Source organism: Crocosphaera watsonii WH 8501 (genome assembly GCF_000167195.1).
Taxonomy (GTDB): domain Bacteria; phylum Cyanobacteriota; class Cyanobacteriia; order Cyanobacteriales; family Microcystaceae; genus Crocosphaera; species Crocosphaera watsonii.
Window position 1 is genome coordinate 1 of sequence record NZ_AADV02000102.1, and the last position, 14,330, is coordinate 14,330.

The window sequence follows — 14,330 nt, forward strand, 5'->3', positions numbered from 1 at the left end:
CTCAAGCTTTCTAACTCCTCAATTAAATGTTCAATATCTAAGTCATTTAAACGGTTTTCTTTCAGCAATTTTATGGTTTCTTCTAACCATAAATGTTCATCGCTTTCGTAGAGATTTTTGAGATTAGTTTCATTTAAAGTTTTCATATCTAAACATTATATAAAATTCTTTGAGCTATGTTTTCTGAATTTTCTGATAAGTTGGGGTCATCTGAAAAACAACCAATGAAATCACTGTTTCTTAATTGTGCTAGGGGATCATCATTATTTGATGGGGTTTCTGAAGTATTTTCTAAGGATTTATTTGTTTTAAAATAAGTAGTCATTTCTGTTAATATTTTCTCAACTAAAGCTAATTGTTCAAGGTTGAGATTATCGAGACTTTTTGTTATTGTTTGTTTTATCTCTGTACTTTCCATTAATCATAAACCTCGCTATCTAAATCTGAATCTAAAAAGGTAGATATTGCCAAAATACAAGATGCTATTAACAATGCCATAGTGATGCTTGTTATTAATTTATTTTTTTTACTACTTTGAATTGTTTCTTGGTAATTTTCTGAGATTTTACTCAGATATAAACCTGGACGACGGGCTTTACTAAAGTCAAGATATTCGAGAATATCCTCTTCCCCTTCATCAAAAATTCTATCTAACTCTTCAGCACTAATTAGAGGTTTTTCAGATTTGTCGTTTTTGTTGTTCATAACTTTGCTTTTCCTTGTCTTTAGAACGTCTAACAGAGATAATTCTTATGTTTTCACCTCTGTATGTAATCACGGCTGTCCAATATTTGTCATCAATTTTAGCAAAAACAAACTATTTATGACTTCTGACTTCTGACTTCTGACTTCTGGCTTCTGACTTCTGACTTCTACTAAATACCTCCCCATTCATAAAATAGGGAGATATAACATTAGTTATTGAACTGAAGAAAAAACAATTATAGTTGCTTAACTTCAGACACTAACTTAGAAACCATATCTTGCGCGCTACCAAACAGCATCACGGTTTTATCTTCGTAGAATAACTCGTTATCTACACCAGCAAAACCGGTACTTAAACCACGTTTAATAACGATGGTATGATGGGCCCGATCTACTTCTAAGATAGGCATTCCAAAAATAGGACTACTTTGATCAGCCCGTGCAGCAGGGTTAACCACATCATTTGCACCAATAACCAGAGCAACATCAGTCTGTTCAAACTCAGGGTTGATATCGTCCATGTCGTGTAACTGGTTATAGGGAACGTTAGCTTCTGCTAATAAAACGTTCATGTGACCGGGCATACGTCCGGCAACGGGGTGAATAGCATATTTAACCTCAACGCCCATTTTTTCCAGTTGGTTAGCCAACTCTCTGACGGTGTGTTGTGCTTGTGCCACTGCCATACCATATCCAGGTACAATGACCACGGAACGGGCATAACCCAACATCATAGCCCCTTCTTCGGGGTCAATGGACTGTACGTTTTTATCAGTACCATCACCAGAACCAGCGGCCACTGTTCCTCCGGCACTACCAAAGGCACCGAATAAAACGCTAACCAAAGAACGGTTCATGGCTTTACACATGATTTCCGTTAAGATGATACCCGATGCACCCACCAACGCACCAGCGACGATGAGCATATTGTTCATGAGGATGAAACCTGCTGCACTAGCTGCTAAACCTGAGAAGGAGTTTAACAGGGAGATGACCACAGGCATATCGCCACCACCAATAGGTAGGACAAATAATACCCCAAATACCAAAGATAAACCTACTAAACCTAAGAAAACTGGTGGGTTAGCAGGGTTGATGAAGAGGTAAACACTTCCTGCAATAAAGGACAAGAAGAGAAATATATTGAAAGGTTGTTGTAGGGGGAAAGTGACAGGAGAACCACTGACTAACCCTTGTAACTTAGCAAAAGCTAGTAAACTACCGGTTAAGGTGACACCACCGATAAACACCCCTAAAATAGCCACTAGGGTTGCATCGAAAGGAACACCTTTTCCAGCGTCTAATAACCGCCAAAATTCTCCAACAGCAACTAAGGCACTGGCAGCACCCCCTAAACCGTTGAAAATACCCACCATTTGGGGCATTTCTGTCATAGCCACTTTTTGAGCAGTGATCGCCCCGATGATAGAACCGATGATCACTCCTACAAGAATCATCTCGTAGTTGATCACGGACTGATTAATTAAAGTTGCAATAATAGCAAAGAACATCCCCACCGCAGCGATAATATTGCCTCGGCGGGCGGTTGCGGGTGATCCTAACTGCTTTAAGCCAACAATGAACAAGGCGGCAGCTACTAAGTAGGTGAGTTCTATGCCAGTGGTTAAACCAGACAGAACATCGGTACATAAAGTATCGTTCATCTTTAACTATGCTCCCTTTTTCTTGAACATTTGCAGCATCCGGTCGGTTACCAAGAAACCACCAACCACGTTAACCGTTGCTAAAACAACAGCTATTAACCCTAAAGTGACGGTAATGTTCCATTCTTTGGGTCCGGCAATGAGTAGGGCCCCCACTACGGCAATACCAGAGATAGCATTGGCCCCAGACATCAGGGGAGTGTGTAGGGTGGGAGGCACTTTGTTGATCACCTCAAACCCCACAAAGGAGGCTAAGACGAACACCACTAAACCTATTAATAATCCAGTTGTCATAAATTACTCCGTTTCTAGGCTTGAACTAAGTTAGCTAAAGCTTGTTTGATGCGATCGTTGCGGATCTCTCCTTCGTAGGTGACACAGGTTGCCTCTACGATGTCGTCTTCAAAGTTGAAGTCAATAGCACCGTCTTTGACCAAATATTTCACCAAGGTTAAGAGGTTTTTGGCGTACACCTTACTAGAGTCTACGGGTAAGGTAGAAGGCAAATTCAACGGTCCAATAATAGTTACACCGTTGTAGTAAACGTCTTTACCAGCTTCGGTACAAGCACAGTTACCGCCTTGGCCGGCTGCTAAATCAACAATCACAGCCCCTGAACTCATTTCACAGACCATTTCCTCTGTGACTATCAAGGGGGCGCGTTTGCCTTGTACCTGGGCAGTGGTGATCACTACGTCGGATTTTTTAATATGTTCCGTTAGAACTTGACGAATTTTCTCTTGTGTGTTTTGCCCAACTTCTTTGGCGTAACCCTGACTGGTGGCGGTATCTTCTTCGATGGGGATCTCGATGAATTTCGCCCCAACACTTTGTACCTCTTCTTTCACCGCAGGCCGTACATCAAAGGCTTCTACTACTGCCCCTAAGCGTCTAGCGGTGGCGATCGCTTGTAAACCAGCTACCCCTGCACCGATAACTAACACTTTAGCCGGGGGAATGGTACCGGCGGCGGTTGTCATCATGGGGAACAGACGAGATAAAGAAGCGGCGGCGAGCAAGGCTGATTTATAGCCAGCGATATTAGCCTGAGAGGACAGAGCATCCATACTTTGGGCGCGACTGGTACGGGGGATCATCTCCATGCTAAAGGAGTTAATTTTCCTTTGAGCCAAAGCTTGAACCTGTTCGGGGTTGGCCAAGGGGTTAAGGAAACTTATCAGGGTAGCACCGGGTTTTAACCAGTTCATTTCCTCTTCTCCCTGTTGTTCCCCAGGTGGGGCAACTTTGAGGAGGATATCAGCAGACTCCCATAGTTCTTTAGCCCCATTGATAATGGTAGCTCCGGCTGCCTCGTATTCGCTGTCATCAAAATGTGCGCCCAAGCCAGCACCAGACTGAACCAATACTTCAAACCCTAGCTTAATAAAGCGGGCGACGGTATCAGGAACGAGGGCAACTCGCAATTCTCCTAAGTCACTTTCCTTTGGAACTGCGATTTTTAGCATATTGAACCTTCCTTGCTTTAGTTTATGGGTTAAAAGTTTGTTGTTAGTATTTTCAGGGTTATTAACGGGTTAAGAGGAAACCTTAAACTCTTCTTTGTCTTTGCTTCACAAATCGATTCATAATTGTTAAGTTCGATGAGTTAACTAGACAAAGTGTTGAGTTGGCTTTCGTCATGGTTTGATCTAGCAGTTGCTTACAAACTAATAACCCTTGAGCCGAGTGTTACTAACCCTATGCTTCTGTGATGTCCTAGTTTTGCTTCTCACTTAGTTTAATCTAGGTTTTTGCCACCCCTTGAAAATTTAATCAATTTTTAACTGTGTATTTTGTTACCAATTATTCAGTCTAATTCTTCAAAAAAATTCTAACGCTATAAAATTTTCAAGAAACACCCACAATAGTAATGATCGTCATTATAATAAATAAGCTAAAACACCCTTCACCAAACCAGCCCTGAAAGTGCAGGGATTGTCAAGCAGTCCGACAAGTGGTCAAATGAGGAGGAATTTACTTCCCCATTTTAGACCGACCAAGAGAGGACAGGGTTTGGGAAGCCAAATTTTCCATGAGCGATCAGCATATCTCAACATGAGTCAAAAGCAACCCATAAGCCAACTGTTAACCCAAGTAGTACAAAACTTGATGAAGTCCAACCCAAAGAAAAAGGTGTTAAAAAAAGGGGCAAAAGTACCCGAGATCAGGGTGAAAGAAAGCCCAAAAGATAAACTAATAAAATATCCTTTAATCGGCGATCGCCATATCATTGGTAGAAGTTCCAGCAACACAGACATCAAGGTACTAAACCCTATTGTCAGTCAAGTTCATTGTTCTTTGCATCGGGATCAAAAGAACCCCCACCACTTCATCATCAAAGACGAAAACTCCACCAATGGGATCTATTTAAAAAAACGAAGAGTTAATAATTTATTTCTACGTCATGGGGATACCCTTACCTTTGGACCACCAGAATTAAACGACATTGCTACCCTAACCTACTATAACCCACCCCCAAAATGGGCACAAGTGTTAAAGTATGGGTTCTATGGCATGGGATCTTTGATTACCTTGGGAGTAGCTTGGTTGTTGTGGGAAACCAGCAAAATTAAGGTTCATCCCCTACCTAAAGGAGTACCGGGGCCAGTGGTTGTTTACGCCAGGGATAGACAAACTCCTCTGAGTACCCTCAACGACGATCCGCACCAAGAAGTTAAGAATTTAAAGGACTTTTCACCCCATTTGCCCAACGCACTCATAGCCTCGGAAGATACTCGCTTCTACTGGCATATTGGCGTAGATCCCTACGGTATTTTTAGGGCGATAGTAGTCAATTTGCAAGACGATGGTATCAGTCAAGGGGCCAGTACCCTCACCCAACAAGTGGCCCGTAGTTTATTCCCAGAGGTAGGAAGGGAAAACACCGCTCAACGTAAGATTAGAGAGATGATCGTCGCTTTAAAATTAGAAGCAGTTTATAGTAAAGACTTTCTGCTAAAAACCTATCTTAACCGTGTTTATCTCGGTGTGGGTAAGTATGGGTTTGAGGATGCAGCACAATTTTACTTTGATAAGTCAGCCACAGAAGTTGATATTGCTGAGGCAGCAACCCTAGTGGCCATGTTACCCGCCCCCAACTTATATCACCCTGTACAAGATTATAACACCTCAGTACAGTTAAGAAATAGAGTTATCGATCGCATGGCAGCCTTGAGAATGATCTCCCCCGAAGAAGCAGCCCGGGCCAGGCGATCTATCATTGATCTCAGTCCCCAAGCCAGAAAAGCCCTAGCCAATAATAAAGCCCCCTATTTTTATAATCACGTCCGTCAGGAGCTACGGCAGTTATTAGGGACAGAAATAGCCAAAGAAGGTAACTTTATTGTCGAAACAGGGTTAGATTTAAACAAACAGGCATTGGCTGAAAAAAAGTTACAACAAGCGGTTAAAACTCAGGGAAAAACCGACGGTTTTTCTAACGGGGCCATGGTTACTCTAGATACCCGTACAGGGGAAATATTAGCCTTAGTGGGAGGCGTGGACTACAAACAAAGTCAGTTCAACCGAGTTACCCAAGCCAAACGCCAACCTGGATCAACCTTTAAACTATTTGCCTACGCGGCAGCCCTGGAAAAAGGTATTTCCCCCCAAAAAACCTATAGTTGTGGTGGTATTAGATGGCAAGGCCAAGCTTATAAACCCTGTGAACGCAGTAGCGGCGAAACGGATATGTATGGAGCGATGGCACAGTCAGAAAATACCATCGCTTTGCAAGTAGCTAGAGAAGCAGGGTTAAACAGTGTGGTTAATGTAGCCCAACGGTTGGGGGTTAAGTCCAAATTACAAGCCGTCCCAGGCTTGGTTTTAGGGCAGAGTGAGACCACTGTTTTAGAAATGACCGGGGCCTATGCTGCTGTGGCTAACGATGGTGTATGGAACCGTCCCCACGCCATTCGTCGCATTTTAGACGGAGGAGACTGCACCAATAACAATGATTGGCGTACCTGTCGAGAAATCTATAATTTCCAAACCGATAACAGTGCCAGACAACAGGCCCTATCTCCCCAAGTTTCCCGAACCATGACCCGTATGTTAAAAACCGTTATTTCTAATGGCACTGGCCGTGCAGCTAGTGTTGGCTTAGGGGAAGCAGGAAAAACCGGAACCACAGACAGGGCTGTTGATTTATGGTTTATTGGTTATATTCCCCGAAAAAACCTAGCTACAGGTATCTGGTTAGGTAATGATAATAACTCAGCTACGAAAGGCAGTAGTGGGCAAGCTGCTGCCCTGTGGGGTAGCTATCATCGACCGTAGTTACCTGAGTTCGGAGTTCGGAGTTCGGAGTTCGGAGTTGAAGTTTTTTACATGAGATAATCAGGGTTTAACTTTAATGTCGGGCTAAGTCCCACGCTATAAACGAGGGGGACGCATGGAACCGTAGGTGAGTACCCCCAAGATTTTAGCGTGCGGTTAACGAAGTCAGAAGTCAGAAGTCAGAAGTTCCTCACTACGTAGGGCGCGCTATCGCACAGAAGTTGTTGGGGTTTTAGACCCAACTATTTTCGATAAAGCCCGACCAAGATATTAACGTGCGACAGCACAACCTTGTATAAAAACTTGTTCTACCATTCTATTATTTTTGTGGTAGAATTTTATTATTACTCTAACACTCAACTACTCGTACCGAATATACCCTGACAGCAAACAAGAGGCAATGTTAGACGAATGGCTAGAGATTTGTCGCCGTTCCTATAACTATGCTTTGCGAGAGTTAAAAGACTGGATTGCTTCGAGGAAGTGTCCGATAGATCGGTGTTCGTTGGAGTCAGAATACATAATGGCGGCAAGCTATCCTTTCCCTGGCTATCACCAGCAACAAAACCAATTACCAAAGGCTAAAAAGGTATTTCTTGAATTGGCTAAAGTCCCAAGCCAAGTCTTACAAACTAATATAAGAACCCAGATTCCGCACTTCAAAAAGTAGCATTAAATACTACAAGCCTGGGGTTAATAATTAAGTATAATTGCTTAAGTTGTTTCCTCTGTAAAAAAAGAGCGAAAAATGTCTTATTTAGAAGAAATACAAGTTAAAAATTTAGACCATTTAGGGATAGTAGCTGGTTTAATTGATGAAATAGGAATAGTCAAAATAATTAATAATAAATTAGGAATAGATGTTAGAGAAAAAATCTCAGCAGGTACAGTAGTTAAGTCTATTTTAATCAATGGACTAGGATTTGTTTCAAGACCTCTATATTTATTCAGTCAGTTTTTTCAAGATAAAGCCATTGAGAAATTGTTAGGAGAAAGAATTAAACCTGATTACCTTAATGATGATAAAATTGGGAGAGTAATGGATGAATTATATAAATATGGACTAAATGATATTTTTATTGAAGTAGTTTTAGAAGTAATTAAAAAATTTAAAATAGACCTTAAATACTCCCATTTAGATTCCACATCATTTCATTTAGATGGAGAATATAAAAGGGAAGAAGATAAAGAGAAACAGGAAGAAGAAAAAATTATTAAAGAAAGACCAATTTTTATTAAGAAAGGATATTCTCGGGATCATAGACCAGACTTAAAACAATGTGTCTTGGATTTAATAACAAGCCAAGATGGAGATATTCCATTATTTGTGAGAGTAGGAGATGGAAATGAATCTGATAAAGCTGTATTTGGAAAAGTTTTAGTAGAATTCAAAAAGCAAATAAAGTTTGATAGTATCATGGTTTGTGATAGTGCTTTATATGGTCAAGAAAATCTCCAAATAATCCAACATTTAAAATGGATAACGAGAGTTCCAATGACCATAAAAAAAGCAAAAGAATTAGTGCAAAATATAGAGGTGGAAGAAGTAAAAGATGAAGATAAAGAAAAAAGAAGTGACCTAAATTTAGAAAGTTATACCTGGAAAGAAGAAATTGTTACTTATGGTGGAATCAAGCAAGCTTGGTTAATAGTCTTGAGTGAAAAAAGACAGAAAAGTGATTTGGAAAAACTAGAAAAACAACTTTCCCAAGAAGAGAAGAAATCCCAAAAATTTCTTAAAGAAATACAATCTGAAGAATTTGAACATCCTCAAGCTGCTCGATATAAATTAAAAGCTATTAATAAAAAATTGAGATTGTTGGAAATAAAAGAATTTGAACTGATTGAAACTTACTCGAAAAAAAAGGAAAAGATTTATAAAATGATTAGTCTGATCATCAAAAAAGATGAAGAGATAAGTAGAAAGACTAAAGAAGCAGGAAAATTTATTTTAGCAACTAACTTAGTAGAGGAAAATAAATTAGAAGCTAGTGAAATTCTGATAACTTATAAAAACCAGCAATCTACGGAAAGAGGATTTCGATTTTTGAAAGATCCCTTATTTTTTACTGATAGTTTCTTCGTTGAAAAACCAGAAAGAATAGAAACAATGTTATTTTTAATGTCTTTGTGTTTGTTGATTTATAACTTTGGGCAAAGAGAATTAAGAAATTGTTTAAAAAGAGTCAAAAAAGGAATAAATAATCAAGTAGGGAAAGTAACATTGCGTCCGACTTTGAGGTGGATGTTTCAATGTTTTCAAGGTATTCATTATGTGATTTTAAACGGAGTTAAACAAATTGTCAATTTAACAGAAGAAAGGCGTTTTATATTGAGTTTATTACCTGCATCTTGTCAAAGATATTATCTCTAAATTGAATTGGATAAAGCAAAAATAATAAAAGAATAAGAGTCTAATGATATCAAATGAGAAGAGGAAAATCTCCTTCGTTTGTGCTGAGTCTTACTAAGTTTTCAATGAGTATAAATCTTCTTAATTTGATTATTTTTCCTAAAAATTTAATGAAAAGAGAAATATTCTTGCCCAGGTATGATTTTCGGACTTTTTAAAACTATGTATTTTTTTATACTACATTTTGAAGTGCGGAATCTGGGGTTAAAGTTTCAGCCCATTGAGCAATAGCAGATTCTCCCATAACAGAAATGTGATTCCCTGGTATGGTTAAACGAGTTACATTTCCTAAGCAAATATCTTTCCAACCAGTATAGGGATCAGCAAGGATATCTGTGTTGTGTATTTCGGCTTGTAACAAAGTTAGATCCCCAGGAAAAGCTTGAGGAACATAGGAATGTAAGAGATATTTACAATAAGCGTTAATATTTTGGGGATCAGCAGGTCGAGATTTGATGCCAAAACGTCGTTTGTGCAAATCAGCTTCATCATCAATCAAACCAACAAAAGCTGCTTCATATCCCCTAGACAAAAGTTGCTGAGCGATTTCAAAGGCTAACTGAGCGCCAAAAGAATGACCAATCAAGCAAAAACCTCCTTCCAACTCACAAGTTATCATTGCCTCAACAAAATTACTGGCATACTGTTCTAGAGAAATCAAAGTCTCTGAAATATCTTCTTCGGGAGGTTGCCAGTTGAGAGCATAAACCGTTTGTGATGGGGGTAAATATTGGGCTAACTTTGTGGCATAAAAAGTAATACCACTTACTGAATGGCTTACAAATAGAGGATACTTTCCATCGCCCTCTTGAATTAGCCGAATGGGAGGCATAGGAGAATTGACTAATGATTGGGTCAACAGCTTAGCTAAAGCCTCAATACTACTATGTTGTAAAAATTGTTCTGGAGTTAGAAGTGTGCCAAATCGATCTTCAATTTCTATTAAAAGGGACATTGCCTGAAAGGAATCCCCTCCCAAAGCGGCAAAATCGGCTTCTAAGTCAATCTCACTAATTTGTAATAATTCCTGATAAATTTCACGAAGTCTCTTTTCTGGAAAACTATTAGCAAGATAACGTCCTTGTCTCTTTTGTTCGGCTTCAATTTGCTTCTGTTGAACTAGAGTTACTAAAGCTTGTCGATCCAGTTTTCCTACTAGGTTAGTGGGGAAAGCTTCAACACAAAGAATTTCTTCTGGGACCATATAATTCGGTAACTCACCTGCTACATAAGCCCGTAGTTCGTTTTCTTTGAATATCTTTGTCTGGTCTGAATGTAAAATAATAGCTGCTGCAACCTGTTGCCCAAAAATTTCATGGGGAATTCCAAACACACAAGCCCTCTTTACATAAGGGTGCTGTTCTAAGATTCTTTCAACCGCTTTCGGAGCAATTTTCTGACCTCCCCGATTAATCCTATCATCCACCCGACCCATGATTTGTAGTCCACCTGTCTCGTCAAGCGATCCCCAGTCCCCCGTAGGAAACCAGCCAGAAAAGTCAGTGAGGTTTCTCTGCTCAAGTTTTTTCAGGGTTGGGTTGATTAATCCACCACGGGCAGCAATTTCCCCTTCTTCTCCCTGCTCAACGGGTTCTCCATTGGAGTCTAAACAAGTTATTGTCCAGGGTTCAAGGGCAAACAAAGAGTGGCTTTCCTGTTGAGCGAGTTTTCCTTTCTCAGTTCCAGCAAACATTGGTGAAACTTCACTCATACCATAAAATTCTCGTACCTCAACCTTAAAAGTCTCGTGTAATGTTAATACTGTTTCTGAGTCAATACTATCGGAACCACTGACTAAGAAACGTAATGAACAGTTATTATGATGCCACTCAGTTTCTTGGACTTGGTTGAGCATTTGTTGATAAATTGCTGATACCCCAGTCATGTAGGTGGGTTGCCCGGATTTCTCACAAATTAATTTGAAAGCCCAATCCAGAGATGAAAAATGATAATTTTTAGGACTAATAGAAATTTTGAATATAGATGAATAAAAAAATTGACTTTGATTATCCAAAAATTGAGTTTAAGAGGGAATAATTATATTAACTTTTGATTTTCTCCACGATAAATAAGACTAAATGAAAGTATCAGTCAGTCAACAACTTATGATAGATATCTTTTTTAAAAAACAACTTATTCTACTTATCCAGTATTAGGAATAGTTTTAATTCTTTTGTTAGCAATAGACAAAATATCTTGATAAGGACAAGCACTAGCTATAGCGATAATAATTCTTCTACAACTAATCTTTATTCTGGCTCCCAACTTAAGAAGATTTAGACGTATTCTTCCCACAGTTGCTTTAGCCAATGAAGTTTTTTTTAAACAGTGTTGACGAAAAGCATTTATGAGAACATAAGCCCAGGAATGTATCCATAATCTTAGTTGATTACTTTGAAATGTTTGAGTTGAAGTTCTATCAGCTAACAAGTCTAATTGTTGTTCTTTAATCCGATTTTCCATCTCGCCTCTCGGACAGTATTTTTTTGTATAAAGTTTTGAGGGTGGAATTTTTGAAGCGGGCAAAGATGTCACCACATGGCGCATTTTTAAGCCATCACTTCCATAAAAACTTTTGTCACTACTCTTCTTTGACAACTCCATGACTTTTCTGTTTTATAACGAATAGAGCGATACCAAGTAGAAATTGGTACTAATTTTTTAACTTCTTCTAAATCTTCTTTTTTCTGAAATAAACTATCCATTAATTCAGTTATTGGAGCTAGTTTTTTTTCATATTCATGTTTGGCTTTTTCAATTACATCATCCGCTCGTAACTTAAGAACGCCATTTGTTCCCATAGCTATAACATAATCAACTAAAGGCTGATTTTCACAAAAATAGAAGATTTCTTCACGGGCATAGGCACTATCACCCCTAACTAGGATATGAGTCTCTGACCATTTTTCTCTAATTAGTCCGATAATTCTTTGTAATTCGTCTAAGGCTCCATCGGCTGGATCTACATTAGATGAACGAAGTTTAGCAACTAATAAATGATGCCCACAGAAAATATATAAAGGAGCATAACATACTCCGTGATAATAACTATTAAAAAATGCCCCTTCTTGATTACCATGTACTTGGTCATCCGTGACATCCATATCTAATATAATACTTAAGGGAGGTTTTTTATAAGACTCTAAAAAAAATTCGACAAAAGATTTTTCAATGGCTTCAAAGTTGGGTTCTATTTTATGATAACGACTCGTTTTTTGGTCGAGAATAGTCTCAGGACAATATTCCAATCTATTAATTGTACTTTTTCCAGCTAACCATCCCTTTTTATCTTCAAGTTCATTAAGCTTTTCTAAAGCGATCTTAAGGGCAGGATCGTGACGTAATTTATCATGGTCATTGACATCTTCATAGCCTAAAATAATTCCATAAAGCCTTTGTGCTAATAACTCATGAACGGAATGATCTACATAAGATTGATGACGATGATCTTGAAAACAGTTATCAAACTTCTCGGTAATTCCCAGTTTTTTATCCAACTCAGCTATCCAGACAATCCCCGCATCTGAAGTGATTAGTCCCCCATCAAAATTAGCGATTATTTCTTTTCCTTTCTGTTTACTAAAGTTGATTACTTGACGAGGAGTTCGGGGATGACTGGGACTTATTAAATCAGTTTAAGGTAAATTGCTTTAATAATTAAATTATAGCATATTTTATTCTAACAATCTAGTACTATTAGAGATTTTATTAATAATTTTTTTGGAAAAATTAGTGATTGATTTATCTTTTCATCTTTGTCTAATTCGGGTTAATTTTAACTTAAAATCTGACAACAGACTGTTGGTTGGGGAAATCTGCGATCGCTCTGTTCAAACCCACTTCCTGTAAGGCTTCTGTGTTTGGCGATCGCAGATTTTGTGAGAAATTCGGGAGATCCCTAACCGTCATTATTTTGAACATTATTTTAACCAAGAATGGCGACGAATGGCCAGAGAAAAACAGCCCCTTTCTTTAATCTTATGCGATGTAGATTTTTTCAAAACTTATAACGATACCTTTGGTCATCTTCAAGGCGATCGCTGTTTACAAGAAGTAGCTCATACTCTTAAATATACCTTACACCGTCCAGGGGATATGGTTGCCCGTTACGGAGGAGAAGAATTTGTAATTATTTTACCCAATACTAAGGTATCAGGAGCCATTCATGTTGCCCAACAAATACGAACAGCAATCAAACAATTAAAACTGCCGGCAGCGACAGAAAAAGTAAGTAAATATGCAACCATTAGTTTAGGGGTTGCTGGTGTAATTCCTTCCTTAGAAATGTCAGCTAAACAATTATTAAATGATGCCGACAAAGCTTTATATGAAGCTAAAGAAAAAGGACGAAATCAAGTATTTTTTGGAGGGCAAGAAAAATTTAAGCCTCCCCCTCAACAAAATCACCATCCACCCAAGCAAATAATTGCGCCCCCATTAGATCCCAGATTCTGCACTTCAAAAAGTAGCATTAAATACTACAACCCTGGGGTTAATAATCAAGTATAATTGCTTAAGCTCTTGAAGACAAAAAAGTGGGATAATTGCTTAAGTTGTTTCCTCTGTAAAAAAAGAGCGAAAAATGTCTTATTTAGAAGAAATACAAGTTAAAAATTTAGACTATTTAGGGATAGTAGCTGGTTTAATTGATGAAATAGGAATAGTCAAAATAATTAATAATAAATTAGGAATAGATGTTAGAGAAAAAATCTCAGCAGGTACAGTAGTTAAGTCTATTTTAATCAATGGACTAGGATTTGTTTTAAGACCTCTATATTTATTCAGTCAGTTTTTTCAAGATAAAGCCATTGAGAAATTGTTAGGAGAAAGAATTAAACCTGATTACCTTAATGATGATAAAATCGGGAGAGTAATGGATGAATTATATAAATATGGACTAAATGATATTTTTATTGAAGTAGTTTTAGAAGTAATTAAACAATTTAAAATAGACCTTAAATACTCCCATTTAGATTCCACATCATTTCATTTAGATGGAGAATATAAAAGGGAAGAAGATAAAGAGAAACAGGAAGAAGAAAAAATTATTAAAGAAAGACCAATTTTTATTAAGAAAGGATATTCTCGGGACCATAGACCAGACTTAAAACAATGTGTCTTGGATTTAATAACAAGCCAAGATGGAGATATTCCATTATTTGTGAGAGTAGGAGATGGAAATGAATCTGATAAAGCTGTATTTGGAAAAGTTTTAGTAGAATTCAAAAAGCAAATAAAGTTTGATAGTATCATGGTTTGTGATAGTGCTT

General features: G+C 38.2%; 11 protein-coding genes and 3 pseudogenes. 5 read left to right on the forward strand and 9 right to left on the reverse strand.

Going from position 1 to position 14,330, the window contains the following annotated elements:
- From CWATDRAFT_RS34425 to CWATDRAFT_RS23120, 6 genes are all read right to left on the reverse strand, one after another.
- A partial coding sequence (locus CWATDRAFT_RS34425; RefSeq protein WP_157134157.1) for a DUF29 family protein occupies positions 1-146 on the reverse strand: 146 nt, incomplete at its 3' end.
- A 2-nt stretch (positions 147-148) separates the two neighbouring features.
- Complete coding sequence (locus CWATDRAFT_RS23100) at positions 149-418, reverse strand: hypothetical protein (RefSeq protein ID WP_007307290.1); 270 nt, start codon at positions 416-418, stop codon at positions 149-151.
- Complete coding sequence (locus CWATDRAFT_RS23105; protein WP_007307289.1) at positions 418-705, reverse strand: hypothetical protein; 288 nt, start codon at positions 703-705, stop codon at positions 418-420. Before CWATDRAFT_RS23105 ends, CWATDRAFT_RS23100 begins: the two co-directional genes overlap by 1 nt.
- Positions 706-941: 236 nt before the next feature.
- Positions 942-2,369 (reverse strand): NAD(P)(+) transhydrogenase (Re/Si-specific) subunit beta, encoded by a 1,428-nt coding sequence (locus CWATDRAFT_RS23110; RefSeq protein ID WP_007307288.1) that lies wholly within the window; start codon positions 2,367-2,369, stop codon positions 942-944.
- A gap of 6 nt (positions 2,370-2,375) precedes the next feature.
- The gene (locus CWATDRAFT_RS23115) at positions 2,376-2,663 is read right to left on the reverse strand and encodes an NAD(P) transhydrogenase subunit alpha part 2 (protein WP_007307287.1); all 288 of its coding nucleotides are present in this window, start codon (positions 2,661-2,663) and stop codon (positions 2,376-2,378) included.
- A gap of 14 nt (positions 2,664-2,677) precedes the next feature.
- Positions 2,678-3,835 carry a Re/Si-specific NAD(P)(+) transhydrogenase subunit alpha gene (locus CWATDRAFT_RS23120; RefSeq protein WP_007307286.1) on the reverse strand — a complete coding sequence of 386 codons (1,158 nt, stop codon included), beginning with the start codon at positions 3,833-3,835 and terminating at the stop codon, positions 2,678-2,680.
- A gap of 589 nt (positions 3,836-4,424) precedes the next feature.
- Here CWATDRAFT_RS23120 and CWATDRAFT_RS23125 point away from each other — a divergent pair.
- From CWATDRAFT_RS23125 to CWATDRAFT_RS23135, 3 genes and pseudogenes are all read left to right on the forward strand, one after another.
- Positions 4,425-6,647: a PBP1A family penicillin-binding protein gene (locus CWATDRAFT_RS23125; protein ID WP_042712223.1), complete on the forward strand. Its 2,223-nt coding sequence runs from the start codon at positions 4,425-4,427 to the stop codon at positions 6,645-6,647.
- 343 nt (positions 6,648-6,990) lie between these two features.
- A pseudogene (locus tag CWATDRAFT_RS23130) lies at positions 6,991-7,290 on the forward strand (helix-turn-helix domain-containing protein); the annotation flags it as partial.
- A 105-nt stretch (positions 7,291-7,395) separates the two neighbouring features.
- Positions 7,396-9,021: an IS1634-like element ISCwa1 family transposase gene (locus tag CWATDRAFT_RS23135; protein WP_007307282.1), complete on the forward strand. Its 1,626-nt coding sequence runs from the start codon at positions 7,396-7,398 to the stop codon at positions 9,019-9,021.
- A 211-nt stretch (positions 9,022-9,232) separates the two neighbouring features.
- Here CWATDRAFT_RS23135 and CWATDRAFT_RS23140 read toward each other — a convergent pair whose 3' ends face one another.
- The 3 genes and pseudogenes from CWATDRAFT_RS23140 to CWATDRAFT_RS37595 form a co-directional block, all read right to left on the reverse strand.
- A complete protein-coding gene (locus CWATDRAFT_RS23140; RefSeq protein ID WP_042712224.1) occupies positions 9,233-11,074 on the reverse strand; it encodes a thioesterase domain-containing protein in 1,842 nt (613 codons plus the stop codon).
- A gap of 128 nt (positions 11,075-11,202) precedes the next feature.
- Positions 11,203-12,686 (reverse strand): annotated as a pseudogene (locus tag CWATDRAFT_RS23150) (IS1380-like element ISCwa5 family transposase).
- A 154-nt stretch (positions 12,687-12,840) separates the two neighbouring features.
- Positions 12,841-12,981, reverse strand: coding sequence for a hypothetical protein (locus tag CWATDRAFT_RS37595; protein WP_157134158.1), 141 nt, complete (start codon positions 12,979-12,981; stop codon positions 12,841-12,843).
- A gap of 24 nt (positions 12,982-13,005) precedes the next feature.
- On the opposite strand from CWATDRAFT_RS37595, the gene CWATDRAFT_RS23155 reads away from it, so the two are divergent.
- Both CWATDRAFT_RS23155 and CWATDRAFT_RS23160 read left to right on the forward strand, forming a co-directional pair.
- A complete protein-coding gene (locus CWATDRAFT_RS23155; RefSeq protein ID WP_007307283.1) occupies positions 13,006-13,569 on the forward strand; it encodes a GGDEF domain-containing protein in 564 nt (187 codons plus the stop codon).
- 73 nt (positions 13,570-13,642) lie between these two features.
- Positions 13,643-14,330, forward strand: a pseudogene (locus CWATDRAFT_RS23160) (IS1634-like element ISCwa1 family transposase); the annotation flags it as partial.